At 63.0% G+C, this 24,796-nt stretch carries 17 protein-coding genes and 2 pseudogenes; 10 read left to right on the forward strand and 9 right to left on the reverse strand.

Translation table 11 applies throughout. The features are described 5' to 3' along the window. Positions 1-37: 37 nt before the first annotated feature. Positions 38-1,823, reverse strand: a pseudogene (locus tag PQR40_RS39060) (non-ribosomal peptide synthetase); the annotation flags it as partial. A 276-nt stretch (positions 1,824-2,099) separates the two neighbouring features. Between PQR40_RS39060 and PQR40_RS07565 the strand changes: the two are divergent. Continuing rightward, positions 2,100-3,869 carry a cyclic peptide export ABC transporter gene (locus PQR40_RS07565; protein WP_408233099.1) on the forward strand — a complete coding sequence of 590 codons (1,770 nt, stop codon included), beginning with the start codon at positions 2,100-2,102 and terminating at the stop codon, positions 3,867-3,869. Positions 3,870-3,979: 110 nt separating this feature from the next. On the opposite strand, the gene PQR40_RS07570 is transcribed toward PQR40_RS07565, so the two are convergent. The 7 genes and pseudogenes from PQR40_RS07570 to PQR40_RS07600 all read right to left on the reverse strand — a co-directional run bounded on the left by PQR40_RS07570 (position 3,980) and on the right by PQR40_RS07600 (position 10,579). Next, positions 3,980-5,077 carry an ABC transporter substrate-binding protein gene (locus tag PQR40_RS07570; protein WP_408390407.1) on the reverse strand — a complete coding sequence of 366 codons (1,098 nt, stop codon included), beginning with the start codon at positions 5,075-5,077 and terminating at the stop codon, positions 3,980-3,982. Continuing rightward, positions 5,074-5,196 (reverse strand): annotated as a pseudogene (locus PQR40_RS07575) (siderophore-iron reductase FhuF); the annotation flags it as partial. The gene PQR40_RS07570 and the pseudogene PQR40_RS07575, both read right to left, overlap by 4 nt. 193 nt (positions 5,197-5,389) lie before the next feature. Next, positions 5,390-7,498, reverse strand: a complete 2,109-nt coding sequence (gene fhuB, locus PQR40_RS07580; RefSeq protein ID WP_408390410.1) for a Fe(3+)-hydroxamate ABC transporter permease FhuB — start codon at positions 7,496-7,498, stop codon at positions 5,390-5,392. Further along, complete coding sequence (locus tag PQR40_RS07585) at positions 7,495-8,373, reverse strand: ABC transporter ATP-binding protein (protein WP_408390412.1); 879 nt, start codon at positions 8,371-8,373, stop codon at positions 7,495-7,497. Before PQR40_RS07585 ends, fhuB begins: the two co-directional genes overlap by 4 nt. Then, the gene (locus tag PQR40_RS07590; protein WP_408390415.1) at positions 8,370-9,464 is read right to left on the reverse strand and encodes a TauD/TfdA family dioxygenase; all 1,095 of its coding nucleotides are present in this window, start codon (positions 9,462-9,464) and stop codon (positions 8,370-8,372) included. The genes PQR40_RS07585 and PQR40_RS07590 overlap by 4 nt, the downstream gene beginning before the upstream one ends. A 54-nt stretch (positions 9,465-9,518) precedes the next feature. Further along, positions 9,519-9,776 carry an MbtH family protein gene (locus tag PQR40_RS07595; protein ID WP_408233114.1) on the reverse strand — a complete coding sequence of 86 codons (258 nt, stop codon included), beginning with the start codon at positions 9,774-9,776 and terminating at the stop codon, positions 9,519-9,521. Between the two features lie 131 nt (positions 9,777-9,907). Then, positions 9,908-10,579 carry an RNA polymerase factor sigma-70 gene (locus tag PQR40_RS07600; RefSeq protein ID WP_408390418.1) on the reverse strand — a complete coding sequence of 224 codons (672 nt, stop codon included), beginning with the start codon at positions 10,577-10,579 and terminating at the stop codon, positions 9,908-9,910. Positions 10,580-11,065: 486 nt separating this feature from the next. On the opposite strand from PQR40_RS07600, the gene PQR40_RS07605 reads away from it, so the two are divergent. The 9 genes from PQR40_RS07605 (at position 11,066) to PQR40_RS07650 (ending at position 23,294) form a co-directional block, all read left to right on the forward strand. Beyond that, positions 11,066-12,529, forward strand: a complete 1,464-nt coding sequence (locus tag PQR40_RS07605; protein WP_408390421.1) for an MFS transporter — start codon at positions 11,066-11,068, stop codon at positions 12,527-12,529. Then, a complete protein-coding gene (locus PQR40_RS07610; RefSeq protein ID WP_408390423.1) occupies positions 12,526-14,061 on the forward strand; it encodes an FGGY family carbohydrate kinase in 1,536 nt (511 codons plus the stop codon). The genes PQR40_RS07605 and PQR40_RS07610 overlap by 4 nt, the downstream gene beginning before the upstream one ends. Positions 14,062-14,066: 5 nt before the next feature. Next, positions 14,067-15,746, forward strand: coding sequence for a glycerol-3-phosphate dehydrogenase/oxidase (locus PQR40_RS07615; protein WP_408390425.1), 1,680 nt, complete (start codon positions 14,067-14,069; stop codon positions 15,744-15,746). Beyond that, entirely contained in the window at positions 15,743-17,296 is a 1,554-nt protein-coding gene (locus tag PQR40_RS07620) for an FAD-binding oxidoreductase (RefSeq protein ID WP_408508691.1), read from the forward strand. Before PQR40_RS07615 ends, PQR40_RS07620 begins: the two co-directional genes overlap by 4 nt. Before the next feature lie 4 nt (positions 17,297-17,300). Next, complete coding sequence (locus PQR40_RS07625; RefSeq protein ID WP_408508692.1) at positions 17,301-17,876, forward strand: glycerol-3-phosphate responsive antiterminator; 576 nt, start codon at positions 17,301-17,303, stop codon at positions 17,874-17,876. A 25-nt stretch (positions 17,877-17,901) separates the two neighbouring features. Continuing rightward, positions 17,902-18,210 (forward strand): putative quinol monooxygenase, encoded by a 309-nt coding sequence (locus PQR40_RS07630; protein WP_408390432.1) that lies wholly within the window; start codon positions 17,902-17,904, stop codon positions 18,208-18,210. After that, positions 18,210-19,370 (forward strand): iron-containing alcohol dehydrogenase, encoded by a 1,161-nt coding sequence (locus tag PQR40_RS07635; protein WP_408233390.1) that lies wholly within the window; start codon positions 18,210-18,212, stop codon positions 19,368-19,370. Before PQR40_RS07630 ends, PQR40_RS07635 begins: the two co-directional genes overlap by 1 nt. A gap of 267 nt (positions 19,371-19,637) precedes the next feature. Beyond that, positions 19,638-21,935 carry a collagen-like triple helix repeat-containing protein gene (locus tag PQR40_RS39065; RefSeq protein WP_459252656.1) on the forward strand — a complete coding sequence of 766 codons (2,298 nt, stop codon included), beginning with the start codon at positions 19,638-19,640 and terminating at the stop codon, positions 21,933-21,935. A 90-nt stretch (positions 21,936-22,025) separates the two neighbouring features. Further along, positions 22,026-23,294: an isoprenylcysteine carboxylmethyltransferase family protein gene (locus PQR40_RS07650; RefSeq protein WP_408391563.1), complete on the forward strand. Its 1,269-nt coding sequence runs from the start codon at positions 22,026-22,028 to the stop codon at positions 23,292-23,294. 218 nt (positions 23,295-23,512) lie between these two features. On the opposite strand, the gene PQR40_RS07655 is transcribed toward PQR40_RS07650, so the two are convergent. Continuing rightward, complete coding sequence (locus PQR40_RS07655; RefSeq protein WP_408233143.1) at positions 23,513-24,391, reverse strand: EAL domain-containing protein; 879 nt, start codon at positions 24,389-24,391, stop codon at positions 23,513-23,515. Positions 24,392-24,796: the final 405 nt, after the last annotated feature.

The raw sequence follows: 24,796 nt of genomic DNA on the forward strand, positions 1-24,796 counted from the left end.
TTCTGATGCCGGTTCACAGCCGATTCAGTCTCGCTGCTATCGATCAGCGCCGCGAGTGTCTCGAGCGCTTGATCGTCGAACAGTGCATCGAGCCGTAAATTCACGCGCCATTCGATCCGGATAGCCGCCTGCAATTGCATCGCCGCGAGCGAATCGCCGCCGCGTGCAAAGAACCGGTCGGTGCGACCGATCGGCGTGGGATCGTTCAGGAGTGTTTGCCAGAGGTTGGCAAGCCGCTGCTCAGTGGCGGTCTGGGGCGCGACATAATCGGCAGCGGTCGCAACGGGCTGTGCCGCCACGGCATCGCGCAACGCAGCGCGATCGAGTTTGCCGTTCAGCGTGTAAGGCAGACGGGCGAAGCGCGCGAAACGATGCGGCAGCCACGCTTGCGGCAAATGCGCGGCGAGATGCGCCTGCAATACTGCGTCGCCGAGCGCCTCCTTCAGTACCACACAGGCGATCAGTTGCGTCCTGCCGCCCATTGGTTCAGCGAGCACACCCGCATCGGCGATCGCCGGATGCGTCAGCAGGCATGCCGCAATCTCACCGGGTTCCACACGAACGCCGCGCACTTGCACCTGATCGTCGATGCGGCCCAGATAATCGAACGAGCCGTCCACGCGTTCGCGCGCGAGGTCGCCGGTGCGGTAGATCCGGTCACCCGGTTCGCCATTGGCGTCCGGCAAAAAACGTTCGGCGGTAAGCGCCGCGCGGCCATGATAGCCACGCGCGAGACACACGCCGCCAAGCAGCAGTTCGCCCACCTCACCGCGTTGCGCCGCGCCTTCGATACGCGCCACGCGGCGCCCGATCGGCCAGCCGATCGGCAGCGACGCGTAACCGTTTCCCACCTCGAGTGCCGGTGTCGTGCCCGGGTCGACCGGCCACAGCATAGGTGAAATCACCGCCTCGGTCGGCCCATATCCGTTGACGAGCCGGATCGACGGGAACACGCGGCGAATCTCGTCGAAGCTGTCCTGCGACATCGCCTCGCCGCCGAACAGCAGCACGCGCAGCGAAGGCGGCACGCCAAGGCGCTCGCAAACGTTCGCGAACTCGCGCAGATAAGCGGGTGGCAGTGTGGTATTGGTCACGCCCTCTCGCAGCATGAAGCCATGCGTGGCCTCTGGCGGAAACGGCGGCGGATCGCTGATCACCACACTGCCGCCCACGGCAAGCGGCACCAGCCATGCTTCGATCGAAACGTCGAAATTCACCGAAGCGAAATGCAGCACGCGATCCGTGCCGTCGATCGGCAACGATTCAGCGAGCGCATCGCCGTGCGCGGCAAGCGGCCCGTGTTCGACGGCCACCGCTTTCGGCGTGCCCGTCGAACCAGATGTGTAGATCATGTAAGCAGCCGCGCGCGGATGCACCGACTCGTCATCGCCATCGAAACGCGCAGCGGCAACGTCTGTCAAAACATCGTTTTCCACGTCGAAACACTGCGTGAAACGCGCGCGCATGGCTGCATCGGCGGAAGCGTCGACAATGCCGTGAGCAAGACCCGCATCCTGCGCGACCCAGTCGAGCCGTGCCGCCGGATGTCGTGGATCAAGCGCGACGAACACGCCGCCCGCCTTCAGCACGGCGAGTAATGCGACGAACAGATCGCACGAACGCGCGACACATACGCCGACGCGCACCTCCGTCGTGACGCCTGCCGCCCTCAGTTGCTCGGCAAGCCGCGCCGCGCGGCTGTCCAGCTCTCCGCGCGTCAGCCGCACGGTACGCGGCGTGAACGACGCCAGCGCGGGCGCATCGGGTTCGATACGCGCCAGAGCGCGGATTCGGTGGTGCAATGCAATCGGGAAGCTCGTCATGGGCGTGAAATCCGTTAGAACTGGCCGCATCGGCCAAGTCGCAGGCCGCAATGGGCCGCTTCATTGGGTGTGACGAACCGCGACCGAGAATCTTTACCGCTAGCATCGATTTATTCGGACTGCATCGCTTCGATGCGACAAACAGCAACAGACGGTAAATGTTTGCAGCGGCCATTCGTCTATCAAGCGAGGGGCGTGTCTTTGCGCCCCACTGATATGCCGCCCGCATGCGCTGCATTTCACCGATCCCTTGCGACCCACTGCGACCCTTTGCCGATGACCGCTGCCAACGAGCGCTACGACGCGCCACCCTCGCTTTCTCCCTCAACCGCCAGTCAAGCCACTGGCAAACCGGCCATGCGCCTGATCGTGGCATTGCTCAAGCGCTCGCGTGGCGCCTTCGCGATCGCGCTCACCGCCTGCGTGCTGAACGGCATCGCGAGCGTGCTGCTCGTCGCGACCTTGAGCCGTGCGCTGTCGCAATCCGGCGCCGCCGACATGTCGCTCGCGATGCGTTTCGCGCTATGCGCAGTGATTGCACTCGTCACGCGTGTCATCACCGGCGTGCTGTTTGCGCGGCTCTCGCAGGACACGATGGCGCAACTGCGCGCGCATGTCGCGCGACGCGTCGCCGAGGCCGAGCTGCGCGACGTCGAACGGATCGGCGCGGCGCCCGTGCAGTCGGTGCTGACCGACGACGCCACCAACGTGTCAATGCTGTTCTTCGCGCTGCCCAATCTCGTGATGCACGGTTCGATCGTGTTCGGCTGCCTCGGCTATCTGGCGTGGCTGTCCTGGCCGGTCTGCCTGCTCGCGGTCGCCGCGATTCTGGTCGGTTCGCTCGGCTATCACGCGGGTGACAAGCGGGCCATCGCCTCGCTCGAAGCCGCCGGCCGCTCGCAGGACAAACTGTTCGGCTATCTCGGCGCGCTGTTCACGGGTGCAAAAGAACTGAAATTGCATCAGGCCCGCTCGCGCCAATTCGTCGACGGTCAGCTCGGCTCGGCTATCGACGAAGTGCGCGACCACCGGCGTCAGGCGTTCAGCGCCTATGCGGTCGGGGTCGGCTGGATCGTGTTCCTGTTTTATGTGTTTCTGGGCGTCGCCGCGTTCTGGCCGGCGCTCGGCGTGCACGCCGACACGCCTTCCGCGTCGGGCTATGTCGTGGTGTTCCTGTTCATGCTGCTGCCGCTGGACGGCTTGCTGAACAACGTGCCGACGCTGAATGCCGCACGTGTCTCACTCGACCGCATCGAAAAGGTGATGAGCGAATTCGGCGCACTGCGCACCGCGCCGCCGCCTGATGAAAACGCGTCACACGCGCCGTACCAGACCCTGACGTTGCGCGACGTCACCCACTCGTATTTCCATGAGCGCGACGAACGGATGTTCCGCGTCGGGCCGGTCAATCTGACTTTCAGGCCCGGCGAGATGGTGTTCATCGTCGGCGGCAACGGCAGCGGCAAAACCACGCTCGCGAAGGTGCTCACCGGCCTGTACGAACCGGAAGACGGCACGATCGAACTGGACGGCAAGCCGATCGGCCTGGCCGAACGCGCCGCATACCGGCAGCGCTTCACTGCCGTATTTAACGACTTCCATCTGTTCGACGCGCTGCTGGGTATCGTCGATCCGAACGCCGCATCGCGTGCGCAGGCCGACGCCCGCGCAAATGCACTGGTTGCGAAGCTGGCACTCGACCACAAGGTCCAGGTGGTAAACGGCGCGTTCTCGACGCGCGCGCTCTCCACCGGGCAGCGCAAACGTCTGGCGCTGGTCGTCGCGTATCTGGAAGACCGGCCGTTCTATCTGTTCGACGAATGGGCCGCGGATCAGGACCCGCAGTTCAAGGCGGTGTTCTACGAGCAACTGCTGCCGGAATTGCGCTCGCGCGGCAAGACGGTGCTGGTGATCAGCCACGACGATCGCTACTTCCACCTGGCGGATCGCGTGTTGAAGCTGGATAACGGCAGTATCGTCAGCGAGACCTATGGCGCCGCGCAGGCTGTGGAGCATAGTCCGGTTGCAAACGGCACAGTCGGATAAGTGAGTTAGGTGAGATCCACGCCGGGCTTGTTGGCCTGAACGCCCGGTGTGCAGCAACAGCAATAAAGACCTGGCCTGAGGTCGAATAACGCTAATCCGTTTGCCGCCGCTTACTTGCTTGCGGACGGAGCCGGTAGGGAGAGCAGTGTTTCCGTCATCGTATCGGCCATCCGCAACGCGGACATCGGCCCACCAAAACCCCAGATATTCCGTTCGACCAAGCCCACGCGCCCCGCGCTGCGTGCCGGCACGAAGCGCCAGATCGGCGAATCGAGTTTGGTCGCGAGCGGCACGCCGGGTTCCGTCGCGCTGACGAACAACACCGTCAGATTAGGCTTCTTCAACAGATCTTCCGACGTCACATAGGACGTGCCTTCCCGCGTCGGTTCGGCGGGCCACGACTCGAGGCCAAGCGCGTGTGCGACGCCGGCTGCCGTGCTGTTGCCGGTAAATGCCCAGTAACGGTCGGGCAATCCCAACTCCTGTAACCACGCAACCTGTTCGCCTCGGCGGCCGGCTTGGGCGAGGCGTTGTGCGTCGCGTGCAAAACCCGCATCGACTTTGGCTTCGACTGTGCGCGCCGCTTCCTCGCGGCCCGTCAGGCAGCCGATCGTACGGAGAATTTTGCGACCCCAATCGAGTTGCGTGACGCGGGCGCCATCTTCGGCGAAGTTCGGACCGTATTTGAATAGCACGGTGGGCGCGATTCGTTCGAGCGCTGCAAAGATCGGCGCGTGGCGCAGGCCCACGCCGAGGATCAGGTCCGGTTTGGCCGCCGCGATCGCTTCGAGACTCGGCTCCTGACGCGTGCCGATGTCCGGTACCGAGGCAAGGCGCGCATCGTCGTAACCGATCCATATCGGGTAGTACTCGGGATCGGCCATGCCGGCCGGAGTAATGCCAAGCGCGGCAAGGTCTTCGGCGAACATGAATTCGAGCACGACAATGCGTTTCGGCCGCGTGGGCAACGAGGGACTTGCCTGGGAGACTGCGGGATTGTCGGCGAGCGATGCGCAGGTTTGCTGGGCTTGCGTGCCGGTGCGGACGGCCGGGGCTGCGCTGGTAGCGCGGCTTTCGCCGCTTTCGCGCACGGAGCTGGCTCCTCTGCCCTGCGCGAACGCATGGGAGTTGGCCAACAGCGTGACCGCCATCGCCGTGGCCGCACACACTCGCTTGATCTGTTGCGTTTTCCTCGCGTGATTCGTCAATGCGACGCTCCCTGCAAAGCGATTTCCGCGTCGTTCATCGTCAACAGCAAGGGGCAGCGTCCACACAGTTGCATCTCTCCGGGAATTTCATAACGTACGCGGCACGCGCGTGGCGCGCGAATTCCGTTACGGCGACTCCGACAGGCTGACCGGGTTCGTCTTCGGCTAACGTGGGTTCGTCGTTTGCATCGGGCGTGCCGAGCCAGACATGTGCCAAATGGTGTGCGATCGAGTCCGGCACATATTCCGCGAAGCACTGTGCGTGGAAATCGTCGTTCGACGTGATGGAGAACGAATGCCCCTGCTTCTGCCTCACTGTTTGCCCCGCTTCTCGCGCCGAGCCTCCACGATCAGCAACGCAAGCAGATAAGGCGCGCCGATCAGCGCCGTCAACACGCCGGCAGGAATTTCGCGCGGCGCCAACAGCGTGCGCGCCGCGATATCGGCGACCACCAGCACCAGCGCACCGCACGCGGCGGCGAGCCACAAACGCGTGCGATGCGCACGCGCCCCCAGCATCGATGCAAGATGCGGCGCCATCAAACCGATAAAGCCGACCGGTCCAACCGCGGCCACCGCGGCGCATGCAGCCAGCGTCGCCACGGTCAGCACCAGCGGACGCAGCACGCCGATCGGCAAACCGAGCGCTGCCGCCTGGTCATCGCCTAATGCGAGCAGATCGAGCGGCCGCGCGAGCAGGGCAAACACAGGCACTGCCAGCACGCACCACGGCAGCAGCGTCGTCACTTCGCCCCAGCTGCGTCCATACGTACCGCCGACCAGCCACACGACGAAACGCGCGGGTTGCACGCTTTGCTGCGTGATGAGCCATTGGGACAGTGTGGTCCATAGCGTGCCGATCACGATGCCTGTCAGCGCGACAGCCAGCGGCGCATAGCGATGCCGTCGGTTAAGCAATAACGTGAGCGCCAGCGTTACGCCGCCACCCGCGAGCGAGGCCATCGCCAGCGTCGAATGTCCTGCGAGCGGCCACGCGACGAGCGCCGCGAGCGTGGCCAAGCCCGCGCCTTGCGTCACACCCAGCACTTCAGGCCCGGCAAGCGGATTGCGCACGATGCTCTGCATCAGCACTCCGCTTGCGGCCAGCAACGCACCTGCCAGCAAGGCACAGATGAGGCGCGGCAGGCGCAACTCGAGTAGCATGCGCGCGAGTTCGTCACGCTGATCCAGGACGGCCAACCAGCGATGCAAGCCGATCGTGGTCGGGCCAAACGATGCGCCCGCGCAGACGATCAGGATGCCGAACGTCAGCAATACCATCGCCGTCAGCGGCCATGGCCACGCATCGAGCATCCGCACCCAGCGCGTCCCGGCGCGCACGGCTGGACGGTCCTGTCCGGCATGCAACGCGCCCGACCACGCCGCGCCGCTGCGAATCATCGCCAGCATCAAGGGCGTGCCGACGAAAGCGATCGCCACACCGGTCGAGAGCGTCGCGTCGAGATCGAGCGCCTGCACCGCGCTATCGGTGAACAGCACGAGCGCACCGCCCACCAGGGCGGACAACGGCACGAGCACGGCCAGACGCGAGGCCTTCGCACTGCGTGCCTGCCGCAACAGATTCGGTGCGATCAAACCGACATACGACAGCGGTCCCGCCACGCTCACCGCAACGCTCGCGAAACCGACTGCCACCACCATCGCCGCGAGCCGCGTCGCGTCGACGCGCACGCCGGCCGCAGCGGCGGCGTCGTCGCCGAGTGCGAGCGGGTCGAGCGGACGGATCACGAATGGCAACGCGATGAGCGGCAGCACGAGCCAGGCGGCCGCGATCTTCAGACCCGCCGCGCCCGGTTGATAGAGACTGCCGCTCGCCCACAGCGACACGCCGACGATGCTTTGCTCGAAAAACGCGAGAATCAACGTGGTGAGCGCGGAGAACAGCAGCATGCAGACGCTGCCGGCAAGCACGAGACGCAACGGCGTCGCGCGCCAGCCGCCTGCTGCTGCGGCCACGCACGCAGCGGCGGCAAGGCCGCAAACGAACAGCAGCGGCACCGAGGCCACACCCGCCAGCGACGGCACCAACATCGCGGCGACCAGGCCGAGTTGAGCACCACCGGTGATGCCAAGCAAATCGGGCGAAGCTAGCGGATTGCGAGTCAATGACTGGAACAATGTCCCTGCTATAGCAAGGCAACCGCCTGCGACCAACGCCGCCAGGATACGCGGCGCGCTCAGGTCGAACAGCAAAATGCCGGCGAGTTGCGCGGCATCGCTGCCCGCAGGCGCGGCAAGCCACGTGCGAAAACCGGGCGCGAGGCGCAATGCGGCCACTACGACGATCAACGCGACGAGCGCGCCCCCGATCATCCCTGCGCGGCTTTTCACGGGCGCGCGCCAGCCATCGATGGCAGACTCGTGACGGCGCAGGCGTTTGCGCGCTGCAAGCGTCGTCATGCGGCGAGGTCCTTGCTCGTGGATACGGCGTCGCTCAATGCCTCGTTGTTGAATCCAGCGCCGGCGATATCCATGGCATTGCCCTCATAGGCCGGCACGCACATCGGCGCGCCCGTCTGCGGATGCGCGATCTTGAGCATCGGCACACTGAAGGTGTCGTTCAGATGACGCGGGTCGAGCATCGCATCGGGCGACCCGTGGGCGATGATGCGGCCTGCGCGCATCAACACGATTTCGTCGCTGTAGGCCGCCGCCTGATTCAGGTCGTGCAGCACCCAGACGATCGTCAGGCCGCGTTCGCGGTTCAGGCGCCGTAATTCACGCAAGATGTCCAACTGATGATGGATGTCGAGGTACGTGGTCGGTTCGTCGAGCAACACGATCGGCGCCTGCTGCGCAAGCGCCATCGCGATCCATGCTCGCTGGCGTTCGCCGCCTGAGAGCGCTGCGACGTCGCGCGCGGCGTCGTCCGCGAGCCCGCTGGTGACGAGCGCTTCGTCAATGGCCGCATGGTCCGCGCGCGAAAGTCCGCGCAGCCAGCCGCCGTAGGCGTAGCGGCCGTATGCGACCAACTCGCGTACGGTAAGGCCCGACGGAATCTGGTTGAATTGCGCAAGCATTGTCAGCGTGCGCGCCAATGTACGTCGCCGGTATGAAGCGAGCGGCTTGCCGTCGACTTCAACGCTGCCGGAGCGTGCCGGCTGCAAACCGGCGAGCGTGCGCAGCAACGTGCTTTTTCCGCAACCGTTCGGTCCGCACAAAGCGGTGACGCAGCCGGCCGCGATTGTCAGGTTCAAACCGTGGAGCACGACATGATCGCGGTAGCCGACCGTCAGCGATTGCGCCGCGAGTGCCGCGCCCTGCGTTTTCGTCATTGCGCGGCCGTCCGCTGGTCGTCGTCGCTTCTATCTGTGCGTGTGCCTTTGACTGCGACTTCATCAGCGCCGGTGCCTTTGACTACGCCCTTGCCGTGACCCTCGCTATAGCTCTGCGCCATCGCCACGACAACTTTGCGAGGCCCTTCGAACGGATCGCGCGCGTGTGCCGTCAACATGTTGTCGAGCATCAGCACGTCGCCCGTGAGCCATGGAAACACGACGCGCTGCTGATCGAGCACACCGCGGATCTCCGCGAGCGCATCCGCTTCGAGCGGTTCGCCGTCGCCGTAATAGACGTTGCGCGGCACGTTTTCAAGCCCGACCGAATCGATCAAGGCTTCCTGCATGTCTTCATCGAGCGACGAGAGATGGAACAGATTGGCCTGGTTGAACCACACCCGCTCGCCGGTGCGCGGATGACGCGCTACCGCCTGACAGCGCTCGCGCGTACGCAACAGCAGTTCACCGTCGTCACTGTCGCGCCATTCGCAATCAATGCCGCGCGTGCGGCAAATCCGTTCGACCACACTCGGGTCGTCCGAACCGAAGGCCTGTTCCCACGGCAGATCGAGCCCTTGCCCGAAGTTGCGGATGTATAGCAGCTCGCGCTTCGCAAAACGCTCGACGAGCGCCGGGTCGAGCGCACGATAGATCGCGCGGCTGTCGGCAATTGGTGTCGCGCCGCCAGCGCGCGCGGCGAGCGCACAGTGGAACCAGATGCGCAGCGGCCACTCACGCGTGTACGACTGCTCGTTATGCAAAGGAATCGAGCGATGCGGCGGATATTCCGTCGACGTGTACACCGCGCCTTCCACCTGACTGCGCGGCGTCGAGGCAAATTCATAACCGATCAGTGGATGCCCGAACGAACCGGCAAAGCTCTGGAAGGCATCGATCGAGGCCACGCGAAATCCGGTGAACAGCACGCCGCCGGCCTTTTCGAGCGTATCGTCAACGATCGCATGCAGCAGCGGCGCAGCCTCTTCCAGTGAAATCTCCGCGCCCGAACGCGGCGAGACGACAGTCGGCAGATCCGGCTCGATCAATAAATCGGCGAGCGTGGGCAACGGCATCGAAAGCATGGTCATGCGAACTCCTCTTGCAGAAGCGACGCGACCTGGGGCTTGTCCAGGCCGGCCCGATTACGCTGCGCTCGCCTTCGAGGCGGCCTCGTCCATGTGACGGCGCAAGCTGGCCGGACGCATATCGGTCCACACGGACTCGATATGCGCGAGGCAGGCGACCTTCGGGCCGCTGACACCCACTTCGCGCCAGCCGGCCGGCACGGCGCGGAAGGTCGGCCAGATCGAGTACTGCTCTTCGTCATTGATGACGACCGTATAGACGAGATCGTCCGCCTCGCCTGCTGCGGCGGAAGGGGTTTGCTGTGCTTGCGTCATGATGAATGGCTCAGTCGATGAAGGGTCAAAGCTGCCTCAGCAGACTGCTGATGGACTGCCCCGGAACAGCGGCGGCGGCATCTCGCTCGCCCACCGCCTCTACTCAATTGACGTTTGATGCGCGCGCTTTTTTACCGTCGGCGGGCGCGGCCGCTACAGAAGGCGGGACCGGCCACGCCGCGATTGCAGGCGTCGAGGCAGTCGGCGCAATGCTTTTCGGCGTCGCGTACCATGAAATGCACGAGCGTTTGCGAGACGTCGAGCGCGCGCGCCGTGCTTTGCAGCGTTTCCTCGCGCAAGCGCACCATCTCGAACGCCGCGCGGCTGCGCGGCGGTAATTGCTCGAGCGCGTTGTAAACATGCCGCAGCGTGTCGCGCACGAGCAGCGCCGCTTCCGGCGAAGGCTCCGGCGAAGGCACATGCAAGCCGTCGTCTTCGTCAGCGTGATAGGTGTTCTCGAGGCTCTGGCGGCGGAACGCGTCGATCGACGCATTGCGCACCATGCGAGTCACGTAGGCGACGGGTTGCCGCACGGCATCCTGAGCCGGGAAATCGACCAGTTTGATAAAGACGTCATGCACCACGTCTTCCGCGAGACTCGCGCAACCCACAAAGCCGCGCGCCAGATTGACAAGCATCGGCCGGTTGTCGATCAGCACGTCGAGCAGCGTGCCCTTTTCCCAATCGACAGAACGGGATTCGGTGCGCGCCCGCCGCGGAACCGGAGGACAGGCGACGCCGGCGCTGAAAACAGACATCGGTATCGCTGTTGAAGGCTCCCGCCGGATGAGCACCTCGGCCATAGATTCGCTCCGTATTTCTCAAGGAAGAGCGTCAATCTAACGTAAACGCGAATCATTCTCAATCAAGATTTGGAATAACCTTACATTTCCGATAGTTTCGACTGATGAATCAGGCGCCCGCGGGCTGGCGGCTGAAAAGACAGGGACTCAGGGGTCGGTGCTCGGTGCTCGGTGCTCGGTGCCCCGCACCGTATCGTCCAGTTCAGGCGGCCACGAAATTACATTAGGTATCCATATCTTTTTCTTTTCAATTCAAAACAGGGAACAGCCGCGCAATAGTGGAAATCCCTGCCCTGCCTCAACCCGCCTCGCTCGATTCTCTCTCTCACAGCGCTTGACACTTTCCACGACGCATCATAAAGTTTGCCTGCAGATCTAGATAAGAGACTATCTGTAAGATGGTCTCTTACGCCTTAGCGGAACACATCCGCGATTTGCACCGCGAACAGCACCGGCCTCTTACAGAAAAACTAAAGGAGACCGATTGTGCAAACGATCGCGATTAAGATTCGTGGCATCGACGATGTCATTTCATTCATCGACTCATGTTCAGGCATTCCCGGTCGAGCCGGCGTTATCTGGTGGCTTGCACTCGGTGGCCTGTTTCTGGACGCATTTTCCAATTCTGCTTTGAGCGCGGGCCTCGGGCCCATGACGCGAGATCTCCATCTCGGCGCGCCTCAAATTGCGCTCATGACGTCGTTTGCGTCCTGGGTCGCCATCGCCTTTAACCCGATCGGCGGCTGGATGGCCGATCGCTGGGGGCGCATCCGTCCTTTAGTGCTGGCCAAATTTCTCGCGGTGATCGGCGCGGTGCTGGTGGTATTCGCACCGGGTTTCGAAGTCATTCTGGCGGGCCGCTTCTTTGTCGGCATGGCGTACGGCATCGACTTCGCGATTGCCATGGCGATGCTCGCCGAGTTCACGCCGGTCAAGCTGAAGAGCCGCCTCAATGCGTGGCAGGGCATGTGGTACACCGCCGTCTGCTCCAACCTGCTGCTCGCCCTGCTCTTTCAATCGTGGCACGTGGGCGATTCGATCTGGCGTTATTCGGTGGCGGCGACCGCCTTGTTCGGCATCGCGATCCTCATACTGCAACTGGTGTTTCTGGTCGAGAGTCCCATCTGGCTGGCTCGCAAGGAACGTCTCGTGGAAACCGCCACCGCGATGAGCCGCATCTACGGACGCACCTTCTCCGCCGCGCCGGTCGAAGAACGCGTGCCGGTGCTGAATCAGGCCACACGTGGGCTCGCGAACGTCGCACTGATCTTTCGCGGCATCTATTTGCCACGCACCCTGCTCGCCGCCACCGTTCAGGTCGGCCAATCCATTCAATACTTCGCGATCGGCTGGTATCTGCCGTTGATCAGCGCCGCGTTGTTCGGCAAGGATTTCGTCTACGCAACGCTTGGCGCGCTGCTGTTCAACGTGTTTGGCATCGTCGGCGGCTTCATGTCGCCGGCCATCGGCAAAAGATTCGGCTTGCGGCGCGCATCCGCATTCGGCTTCGCCGCAGTCTTCGTGATGCTGCTGGTACTCGGCCTGTTCGGCTCGAAGATGCCACTGTGGCTCGCGGTCATCGTGCCGTCGCTGTTCATTCTGTTTCACTCTTCGGGTCCTGGCGCGAACGGCAAGAGTCTTTCTTCGCTGTCGTTTCGCAGTGAGATTCGCGCTGGCGCCAACGGCGTGATCGGCGCGCTGGGTTCGATCGGCGCCGCGCTGGGTCTGCTGGTATTCCCGCTGTTCCGTGAGCACTACGGGCTCGACAAAACATTCCTGATTCTGGCGATCGTGCCTCTGGTGGCGAGCGTGATCTGCTTCGTCATCAAGTGGGACCCGACGCGCACCTCCATCACGCCAGACAACGAACCCGATGCGCCGCAATTCAAAAGCGATGCAGAGGAAGCACCCGTCTTCATGAACCCGGCAATCGAGAAATCCCAGCGATGACCCGTAATCAAAACGTTATTCTTGCGATCGACGAAGGAACGTCCGGCACGCGCGCGGCAGTCGTCGGCGCTGACGGACAGGTCTCCTGTCTGGAGTACCTGCCGCTCAGTGTCGACAGCCCGCGGCCGGGCGTCGTCGAGCAGGACGCGAACACCATTCTTGAGAAAACCATCGCCGTGTGCCGCGAGACGCTAACACGCGCGGCCAGCGAGAAGTTGAACGTGGTCGCGCTGGCCATCACGACACAACGCGCCACCGCCGTGCTGTGGGACACCCACACCGGCCGCGCGCTGGTGCCCGCGATGGTCTGGCAGGACACGCGCCACGCAAGCGAACTGGACCGGCTGGCCGCGAAGTGGGACAGCACGCTGATAGAACGCGTGGGACGCCCTGCCGGCGTGCGCTCGCCTTACCTGTGGGCTGCCCATCACCTGCAAACGACGCCCTCTGTGATCCTCGCACATCGCGAGCGCCGCCTCGCGTTCGGCACCGTCGACACGTGGCTGCTCTGGCATCTGTCCAACGAGCGCATTCGCGTGACGACGCCGACCAACGCGACCTCGGCGAGTGCGTATCTACTTGCCGACCACCGCTATTTCCTCGACTGGATCGACGCCCTTGGTTTCCCGCAGGCACTCCTGCCAGAACTTCGTCAGGATGCCGATGAATTCGGTCGAACCCGCCGCGAGGTACTAGGCATCGACGTACCGATTCTCGCCTGTGCTGGCGATCAGCTGGCAGGCGCGGTGGGCCTCGGCTGCCTCGATCGCGGCCAGTCGATGTGCGTGCATGGCACCGGCAGCTTCGTCGATCTGCTGGTGGGCATGCAGATTCCGCCTACCACGGAGACCTCGCATGAAGGCACGCTGACGATGACCGCACGCCGTCAGCACAATGTCTCGCACTACTCGCTCGAAACTTTCGTCGCGACCACCGGATCGGCGCTGAACTGGATCTGCGAGAAATTGCACTGGTTCGACAATCCCGCGCAGATCAGCGCCCTCGCCGCGACGGTGAACTCGCCGCGCGGCGTGACTTTCCTACCTGCCTTGACCGGGTTGCGCGTGCCGCAATTGCAGCCAAACGCACGCGCTTCTCTCTGCGGTATTTCCATCGCCACGACGCAAGCCGACATCGCCTACGCGATTCTTGAAGGCATCGCCCACTCGGTCGCGTTGTGCATCGACGCGAATCAGGCGATCGCGGACGTCGAAGCCACCGAACTGGTGGTCGGCGGCGGGCTGTCGAGCAGCGACACGCTGCTGCAAATTCAAGCCGATCTGAGCGGCATGCCAGTGCGCCGCATGCATGAGAGCAATCGAGCCAGCCTGCGTGGCGCCGCGTTTCTCGCGGGGTCGTCGGGCTTGCTGTGGGATTCGCTGCAGCACGCGCGCACCACTACCGTCACTGAAGCGGTGTTCGAACCGTCGGCGGAATCCGGGGCACGCGCGAAGCGGCGCGCCTCGTGGCATGCAAGGGTCGAGGCGGAGCTCGCCCACGCAAGCGCATTCGATAACAGTCGGGGGGACTGATACACATGTTGTTTATTCCATCGAGAAAGGCCTCGAAAGAACGCGCTGAGATGACCGGCACCGAGCCCTTGCGCATGGTGCGCGACGAGCAACTCGACCGGCTCGGCAGCGAAACATTCGACATCGTGATCGTGGGCGGCGGCGTAACCGGCGCCTACGCGGCACTCGACGCGAGCTTGCGTGGCTATCGTGTGGCACTGCTGGAAAAGAGCGATTTCGCTTCGGGCACATCGTCGAAGTCGTCGAAGATGGTGCACGGCGGCCTGCGCTATATCGAGCAAGGCAATCTTGGGCTGGTGCGTCACTCGTTGCTCGAACGGCAGCGTCTGCGCAGAAACGCACGGCACCTGGTGCAACGCTTGCCATTCCTGTTCCCCGTCATGGAGAAAGACGGTGTATTCGACAAGCGCCTCGCCAAAGCCTTCGAAAGTCTGCTGTGGACCTATGACATTGCCGGTGGCTGGCGTGAAGGCATCCTGCATCAGAAGCTGAGCAAGGCGGAAGTGCTATCGCACTGCCCCACCTTCAACGAAGAGAATCTCACCGGCGGCTTCATGTATTTCGATGCGCGCGTCGACGATGCACGCCTCACGTTGAATCTCGCGCGCACGGCGGCGTTTCATGGCGCGGCCGTCGTCAATCATGCGAAGGTCGTCGAGATCACACGCGACGGGCACGGCAGTGTCGACGGCGTGATCGTGCATGCGGACGAGCGCGAGATTCGCGTGCGCGGCGGCGTGGTGGTGATGGCCACCGGCGTCTGGTTGCGCGACTGGAACGGCCGCAGGAAAGACGATCCTGCGGCCTTGCAAATCCGTCCCGCGAAAGGCGTCCACGTTGCGATTCCGTGGCTGAAGATTCGCAACGACTGCACGGTGACGATTCCTGTGCCGGGCCGCAGCCGCCGCGCGACGATCACGCGCTGGGGCAACGTGTCCTATCTCGGCACCACCGACGAAGACTATCGCGGCGATCTCGACGACGTCTGTTGCACGCGCCAGGAACTCGACTTCCTGATCGAAGGCGCGCGCTCCGCCTTGAAGACCGATCTGCAAGCGGAAGACGTGGTGGGCAGCATCGCCGGTTGCCGGCCGCTGGTTGGGCCGGCTGGCGGAAAGACGCTGGAAATGAAGCGCAATCACGAGATTCATACCGCGCCGGATGGGCTCGTCACGATCGTGGGCGGAAAGCTCACGACCTCGCGGCACATGGCCGAACAGACCATCGACGCCGCCCAGAAGGTAATCGGCAAACGCGCGAAATGCCGTACGAAGTCGGCGTATCTGCTCGGTGCGGCGGGCTACGACTCGCAAGCGATCGTCGCGTCGGGTGGCTTGTCCGCTCAATTAGGAGAACGCTACGGCACGGAAGCGCGTTTCGTCACCGACATTCTCGAAAGCGATGCGAGCTTGCTGAAGCCGATCGTCGAAGGCCTGCCGTACACCGAAGCGGAAGTGCTTTACGCCATCAGACACGAACTCGCGAGCAACGTGGATGACGTGCTGTCGCGCCGCATCCGCGCACGCCTGATGGCACGAGATGCATCGGCACGCGCCGCCGCGCGGGTGGGTGAAATTTTACAGACGGAGCTCGGCTTGTCCGAGGCGGTCGTCGCAAAGCAGGTGAGCGACTACGTCGCCGCCATCGAACATGAAAAGTCTGTTCTTATGGGAGAAACTGAATGATCAGCAAGGAAGCAATCAAGCGTGGCTATAACCGCGGCAACTATATCGTCGGCGCGCATACTCCGCCGGCTTACGCCGCCACGATCAAGGACACGACCGGTGAGGCCGGTCTGCAACGCGATCCGGTCAAGGTTAGCGCGCAACATGTCGACGCGCTGCGCGCCGTAGCCGACGAAGTCCTGACGCTCGCGCCCGATGTCGTCGCATGGACGCGCGACTGGTGGGCCGCCTCGATGGTGACCGAAACCGCCGGCAAGCCGGCCACGCCGCACGCCGTGATCGTGCGCGTCTCGAAGGTCGAGCAGATTCAAGCGGTCATGCGTATCGCCCACGCAGCAGCGATTCCCGTGACCGTATCCGCGGGACGCAGCAATGTGACCGGCGCGGCACTGCCCGTGCGCGGCGGCATCGTGCTGGATGTGTGTGAGCTGAACCGCCTGGTGGGCTTCGATAAGGAAAGCCAGATCGTCGAAGTCGAAGCCGGCATGTTCGGCGACATCTTCGAAGAGACGATCCAGCGGGACTACGGTATGACGATGGGTCACTGGCCCTCTTCGTACGCGATCAGCACGGTCGGCGGATGGGTGGCATGCCGCGGCGCGGGTCAGCTCTCGACGCGCTACGGCAAGATCGAAGACATGGTGTTCGGCATGGACGTGGTGCTCGCCGACGGCAGCCTGATCAGCGTGGGCGGCTATTCGCGCGCCGCCGTCGGCCCCGATCTGCTGCAGCTTTTCATCGGTTCGGAAGGCACGCTCGGCGTGATCGTGCGTGTGCGTCTGAAGCTGCATCGTCTGCCGGATTACGGCCGTGCGATCGCGTATGGCTTCAAGACCTTCGCGATCGGCCTGGAAGCCAGCCGCCAGATCATGCAACAAGGTGCGAATCCGGCGGCCTTGCGTCTCTACGATGAACTCGAAAGCGGCGTGCAATTCGGCCTGCCGGAATCGAACGTGCTGCTGATCGCCGACGAAGGTCCACGCGAAATGGTCGAGGCCGTGCTGACGATTAGCGAACGCGTGTGCAAGGAACTCGGCGAGCAGCTGGACGATAAGGTGATCTTCGAGAAGTGGCTCGACACGCGTTACCTCACCGGCAAGAGTGCAGAAGGTTTTAAACGCAGCCCAGGCTTTGTCGCCGATACGCTGGAAATGGTCGGCCCGTGGAAAGATCTGCCGGGCATCTACACCGACGTGGTGGCCGCAATCAACGCAGTGCCCGGCACGTTGGCCGGTTCCGCGCACCAGTCGCATGCGTATGTGGACGGCGCGTGTCTGTATTTCTCGTTGCGCGGCGAAGTCGAAGTCGAGCATCGCGCGACGTGGTATCGCGCGGCGTGGGATGCCGCCAACGCCGTGCTCATCAAATACAATGCAGCGTTGAGCCACCATCACGGCGTCGGCCTGTTGCGCGCACCGTATATGAGCGAATCACTCGGTAGCGCATTCCCGGTTCTACAGGCAGTCAAGCGCACGCTCGACCCGAAGAACATTCTCAATCCCGGCAAGCTTGGCCTGACTGACGAGCAAGCTCAAGACGCGAAGCAGTAATCATATGGACAAGTCACTTGGGGCGCGCCTCACGCGCCACCCGGTCATTGCGACGCTCTTCGGCATCGAGCAGATCGACATTTTTCTGAAAAGCGCCGCTGAAATCTCGATCGTCGCGAATGTCGAATTGCGCAAACTGCACCCGGTGGTCGCGGCCCTGACGAAAGCCGGCAAGTATGTCATCGTCAATATCGACAGCTGCGATGGGCTTTCGCAGGACAAAGGCGGCGTGGAGTATCTGGCGGACATCGGCGTCACCAGCCTCGTCTCGACCCGGGTGGCCACGATCCAGCGCGGCAATCGGGCCGGTCTTGTCACGATGCAGAAAGTGTTCGTGACGGACCGCTCAACCTGGCCGCGCAGCGTGAAGGCACTGGAGCAAAGCGATCCGAATCTGGTACAACTGATGCCTGCGCCGATGCTCTCGCGTCTGTCCGCGCAAGACCGCAAGGCTTTGCCGCCGATCGTCGCCTCGGGCTTCGTCTGCAATAAGGGCGACGTATTCGATGCGCTGAAGAACGGCGCCGTCGCGGTATCCACCAGCGACAGCGAATTGTGGAATCTGGATCCTGAACGTTGAAGGTCCCATCTTGTTGGAGTCATCGATGGCTAATGCTTACCTGCAGGTGATCGCACATTATTTCGCCAAACCCGGCAACGGCGACGCGATCGTGAAGCCCCTCACGGAACTCGCGGCGGCGACCCGCGCTGAACCCAGGAATCTCTACTACGAATTCTTCCGCTCGCCGCTCGACGCTGACCACTTCGTGATTCTGGAGAAGTACAGCGACGCCGATGGCCTTGCGGCGCATCGCGATACGCCGCACTTCCAACGCCTCGGCTTCGGCACCATCATTCCTCTTCTCGACCGGCGCGAAGTCTCGAGCCACATGGTGTCTGGGGACGCAACATGATGAACGCATTCCGGTTTCAAACCGTGCCGACCATGGTCGTCGAATTCGGCGCGGCGCGCCGTCTCGGCGCTTTGTTGCGCGCGCAGTTTCCGTCGCTCACACGCCTGTGCGTGGTGACCGACGGTTTTCTTCACAAGAGTGGGCTGCTGAATCCCGCGCTCGCCGATCTCGCGGCGCACGGCTGGACTGCCACCGTCATCGACGACGTGATCGCCGATCCGCCCGAGCACATCGTGCTCGAAGCGACGTCGTGGGCACGTGAGGCCGGCGCCGAGATTGTGCTGGGACTCGGCGGCGGTTCGTCGATGGACGTGGCGAAGCTGATCGCCGTGCTGGCTCCGCAACGGGAGCAGGCACTCACCGAGATGTACGGCGTGAACAAGGTCACGGTGTCGCGCTTGCCGCTCGTGCAGATGCCCACCACCGCGGGCACCGGCTCCGAAGTCACGGCCGTGTCGATCGTGACGGTGGGCGAGGCGAAAAAGATGGGCGTGGTCGCGCCGCAACTGGTCGCCGATCTGGCGATTCTCGACGCGGAACTCACGCTCGGGCTGCCTACTGCCGCAACGGCGGCAACCGGCGTCGACGCAATGGTTCATGCGATCGAGGCGTACACCTCCGCACATCTGAAAAACCCGGTGTCCGACATGCTGGCGGTGAAGGCGCTCGAACTCCTGTCGCGCAATCTGTTGCCCGCGTGCGAGAACGGCCAGAACCGCACGGCGCGCGAAGCGATGCTGCTCGGCGCAGCATTCGCCGGCCAGGCGTTCGCCAATTCGCCGGTGGCCGCAGTGCACGCGCTCGCCTATCCGATCGGCGGCATTTATCACGTCCCGCATGGTCTTTCGAATGCGCTCGTGCTGCCGCACGTGTTGCGATTCAATGCTGAGGCGGCGGCGCATCTGTACGCTGAGCTCGCGGAAGTGATCGTGCCGGGCATCACGGGCAGCGCCGAAAGCAAAACGCTGGCGTTGATCGAGCGGCTCGAACAGATGATTGCCACGACTGCCATTCCGGCCCGGTTGCGCGATGTCGGCATCGAACGCAGCGGGCTCGAACGGATGGCGAGCGACGCGATGTTACAAACGCGGCTTCTGGTGAATAACCCCCGGCCCGTTACTGAGGCCGACGCGTTGGCGATCTATACCGCTGCGTTTTAATCAGCGCGAGGCATCAGTAAGTGCGGGGGTCGCTGCGGTGTTTCGCGGCGGCTCCGCGCCGTTACAGCCAAGCGGCGCGTTACGTAACACGCGCGCGGAACATGGCGTGGCCGTTTTAGGCGAAATCGTGTTTTTGACGCCATAAGTTCTCTATTTTTAAATTTTTTTAAACACTTATGCGTTTAAACGTCGAGACGACGCTATAACTCGTATTTGGCGCACAACTTGCAACGTTGCCCCCATCAATAGTCGTTCAACGGGGACATCATGCAAAATTTCGCTGGTCGGACAGCCATCGCTGTAGCGACGTCTACATTACTCGCGCTTTACGGTTGCGGATCCAGTCTCAACACCCCCGGTAGCGGACTTGGTGGGGGCGGACTCAGTGGGACTTCCGGGACTTCCGGGGCCATAGGCACTTCTGGCACGTCGGGTACTTCCGGCGGTAGTTCGGGTACTTCCGGTACGTCGGGCGGTAGCTCGGGTACGTCTGGTACCTCGGGCACTTCCGGTACGTCAGGTACTTCCGGTACTTCCGGTACTTCCGGTACTTCGGGTACTTCCGGTACTTCCGGTACTTCGGGTACGTCGGGTACTTCCGGTACTTCGGGTACGTCAGGTACTTCGGGCACTTCCGGTACGTCGGGTACGTCGGGTACGTCGGGTACTTCGGGCACTTCCGGTACGTCGGGTACGTCGGGTACGTCGGGTACGTCGGGTACGTCGGGTACGTCGGGTACGTCGGGCACTTCGGGCACTTCGGGCACTTCGGGTACTTCGGGTACGTCTGGCACTTCCGGTACGTCGGGCACTTCCGGTACGTCTGGCACTTCCGGTACGTCAGGCACTTCGGGTACTTCGGGCACTTCCGGTACTTCGGGCACTTCCGGTACGTCGGGCACTTCCGGTACGTCTGGCACTTCCGGTACGTCTGGCACTTCGGGTACTTCGGGTACTTCGGGCACTTCCGGTACTTCGGGCACTTCCGGTACGTCGGGCACTTCCGGTACTTCGGGCACTTCCGGTACGTCGGGCACTTCCGGTACGTCGGGCACTTCCGGTACGTCGGGCACTTCCGGTACGTCAGGCACTTCGGGTACTTCCGGTACTTCGGGTACTTCCGGTACTTCGGGTACTTCCGGTACTTCGGGTACTTCCGGTACGTCGGGTACTTCCGGTACGTCGGGTACTTCCGGTACGTCGGGCACCTCAGGCACCTCAGGCACCTCCTCCACCCCGATCGGCAACGTCGTCACTCAGGGCGGCAACCTCATCACAGCCGTCGGCACGACAGTCGCCGATACGGGCTCGAAGATCACCGGCACGTCGGTGCCGGGCCTCAACGGCGCAACGACGGCCGATCTCGGCACCGCGATCACCGACCTCGGCAATGGCGTCAAGGTCCTCGGCAACGGCACCGCCGCTGGCCTGGGCACCCTGGGCAGCTCGACCAATCCGCTTGGACCGACCCTGACCTCCACGTCTGGCGTCGTCTCCGATGCCGGCGCCGCCGTCAAGGCGGTCGGCGGTGTGGTGTCGAGCCTCGGCAGCGGGCCGCTCGCACCGCTCGCTCCTGTGACGACGACTTTGGGCAGTGTCGTCGGTGGCGTGGGCAGTGGGGTCATCGCCGTGGGCTCGGGATTGAACAAGGTCCTCACCAGTGGGCCGGTCCAGCAACTCGAGACGCAACTCAGCACGGCGATCAACCCGATCACCACCACCGTCTCGAACACGACGCAAACCATCGGCAACGCCACGGGTCTGGGCGGGCCGCTCAACAGCCTGCTCAGCACGATTGGTAACGGACTCGACGCGGCCGGCCTGAAAGTATCGGGCGCGACCGGCGATCAGGTGGGCAAAGACGTCGGCGGAGTGGTCAGTCAGTTGGGCAAGACCGTGACCAGCACCGGTGGACTGTTCACTGGCGCGACCACCAATCCGCTCGGTCCGATCACGGGCCTGCTCGGCGGCCTCGGCGGCACGGGCACCGGTCCCATCTCCATCCCGCCGCTGACCGGACTGCTCGGCAATCTCGGATCGCTCGGCGGCACAGGCAGCAGCGGTAACCCGCTCGCACCGATCACCGGATTGCTCGGCAACCTCGGTTCGCTCGGTGGCACGAGCGGCAGCAGCGGTAACCCGCTCGCGCCGATCACCGGACTGCTCGGCAACCTGGGTTCACTCGGCGGCACGGGCGGCAGCAGCGGCAACCCGCTCGCGCCGATCACCGGACTGCTCGGCAACCTGGGTTCGCTCGGTGGCACCTCCGGCGCCGGCGGTCCGCTTGCACCGGTCACCGGTCTCGTCAACACGCTGACTTCGACACTGGGCGGCGCAGCGGGCCAAGGCTCATCACCGCTCGCACCGATCACGGGGCTCCTCACCACGGTGACCTCGACTGTCGGCGGCGGCACCGGCAAGACCTCGCCGCTCGCGCCAGTCACGGGCCTCGTGACGGGTCTGACCGGCGGTACGGCCAGCGGCGGTTCAACCGGCACGAGTCTGCTGACGCCAGTGACGAATCTTCTCGGCGGCCTGCTTGGCGGGGTTGCCCCCAGCAAATAAGGCGGGCGAATCAGCAGTACTTCGGCACAGCGGCCGGGCCAAAAAAATCAACAGCCCGGCCGCCTTCAATGTCATGAATACGAGGATGACATGAACTCCACCTTCGATACCGTAGCGCACGTACAAGATATGCGTCCGCGTTCGGCAACACCATTTTCGGTCGGCCTGCTCGGCATCACCGCCGGTCTTCTCACGCTCTGGCTGCTGCGCAACAGCACCGCGCTGGACGGCGCGGCCCGCAGCACTGCGGCCAGTCTCGCGATCATCGCGACCATTGCTGTCTACGAACTATTCGTCGCGCGCGTCTATTTGCGCCCGAGCGCCGGTCTTGCCGGCAGCGCGGTGCGACCGCTGAGCACTGCGCGCGTCGGTTTGCGCCTCGCCGCACTGGCCTCCGTGTATGCCGGCATCGGTCTGCTCTACTGGTTGTTGCCCGAGTATCACGGAGCGTTCTACAACCCCTTCTGGTCGCTGATCAACACACTCGCGCCCTATGTGATCGTCGCGGCGCCGTTCTACTTTATGTGGATGGACCGGCATCAGCGCGAAGTCGACGACGCATACCTGCTGTGGGCACGTCTGCTGTTTCGCGGCGAGCGTCCCGCGAATTGGCGACCCGTGCGGGAAATGCTGGCCGGCTGGATGGTGAAGGCGTTCTTCCTTCCGCTGATGATCGTTTATCTCTCGACCAATGCGGATCATCTCACTGCCTCACTGAACAGCGCGCTGGACGCACCCTTTTCTCTCGCGACGTTCAGGTTCATGTACGACCTGTCGTTCGCGATGGACCTGATGTTCGGCACGGTCGGCTACCTGTGCACGCTGCGCATACTCGACAGTCACGTGCGCAGCGCCGAGCCGACCACGCTCGGCTGGCTGGTCGCACTGATCTGTTATCAGCCGTTCTGGTCGTTGATCTCGAACCAGTACATTCATTACGAAGGCTCGATGTTCTGGGACAACTGGCTCACTTCATTCCCAGTTATCAGAGTGATCTGGGGCACAGCGATCGTCGCGTTACTGTTGTGCTACGCGCTCTCGACGATCTCGTTCGGCCTGCGGTTTTCGAACCTGACCAATCGCGGCATCATCACCTCGGGTCCCTACCGCTTCACCAAACATCCCGCCTATATCGCGAAGAATCTGTCGTACTGGATGGTCGCGGTCCCGTTCATCGAACCATTGGGCTGGCGACCAGCGGTCACGCACTGCGCCGCACTCCTGGCCGTGAACCTGCTGTATTTCCTGCGCGCCAAAACCGAGGAACGGCATCTGATGAACGATCCCGACTATCGTGCCTACGCGGAATGGATCGCAAGGAATGGGCTATTCGCCAGAATCGCACGCGCGTTTCAATAAGGCGTTTATGCGCCAATACAATTTAAATTGTTTTTTGCAGCGCACCATTCATCGACAGGCGTAATCACTGCGATTGGATTTTTCCGACCACCGGTAATCAGTTGCCGGTGGAAGCAGACAATTGCTTCGGTGGCGTAAAGGCGTAATTTTCGGCGAGCAGGGGATGCTCGTCTCAATGGCATGGCGCACAAGACGTTACGTAACGTCTTGTGCCTTCGTCACGGCTCGCTACGTAGCGTGAGGACGTTGGCCAAGCCAGCCTTCGGGCGTGAGAACACGAAGCCTTGCACCAGTGCTTCCGGCCATGAGCGCAGCCATTGCAACTGTGCTTTGGTCTCGACACCGTTCACCACGACCTGTACGTCAAGCGCATGGAGCAGATCCAGTAACGCCGACATCACCACGCAGGCACGAGGATCACGCGGAACCGTGCCCATCAGTTCCGGCGCCATCGTGACGGTGTCCACATCGAGCGCGCCGAGCTGTGCGAGCGAGGACGCGCCGTTACCCCACTTGCCCAGTGAAATGCCGGCGCCCGCAGACCGGAGGCCCGCAGTCAAGGTCCGCAGAGACAGGAGACGGGTCGCGTCAACGCTTTCGGGCACTTCGATTTCAAGCAGGTTGGCCGGCACGCCATACGAGCGCGCAATGCGTGTCAGATCGTCGGCAAACGACTCGAGCACCGCAACCTGTGCCGGCACGGTAATCGCGACCGGCAGCAGCGTTATCTTCGCAGAGAGACAGTCGCGCAGCTCACGGCACACGCCGTCGATGACGAACAAGGCCATCTCCAGCGCGACCTGCGGATGCTCGAGCGGCATCATGAAAATGCCGGGAAGCAGCAGCCCGTAGTCAGGATGCGTCCATCGAACCTGCGCTTCGAGGCGCGCCAGCGCTCCGCTTGCCGCGCGGTAGGCAGCTTGAAACACGAGATGAAATTCGCCCGCGCGCAGACCTTCGCTGACGCGGCTGTCGAGTTCGCTCAGTGCCATAGGATCGTCGCGCGAGTCGACCCAATCAGTCTGTTCAGCGCACGCGGCACGCGTGCCGAACGTAGTTGCGAGCGATACGGGCTTTTCATAATCGAGCGTTAGCATGACGTAGGCGCAAATTTTTAACCTGGCTAACGTACGCACATGTCGTGCCAAGCGGCGCGCTCTTTATGCCACGTAACAGCGACCACGACCGAACAACCTTATCGGGCAATGGTTTACGGCGATACGATCAAACCTGTCGAAGCGCAATTTCTATCGTCATACAATTGTATGAATCGCGAATGTTACGTAGCGTTTCACCTCGACGTTACGGTGCACCGCGCAGCGAGTTGATTACCACACGTCATTCCCTGTGCACTGGTAAACTGTGACATGCATTGCGAATAAGATCGCTATACAACAAACGGCGAATTAAGGTGTCGCACTGCAACAATAAAATTTGACCGAGAAAAAAAGATTTACTAGTATCGGCACGAACGCAGCATGCAACGACTGCGCATTTCCCAC

It is taken from the genome of Paraburkholderia sediminicola, assembly GCF_046026855.1.
GTDB lineage: Bacteria > Pseudomonadota > Gammaproteobacteria > Burkholderiales > Burkholderiaceae > Paraburkholderia > Paraburkholderia sediminicola_A.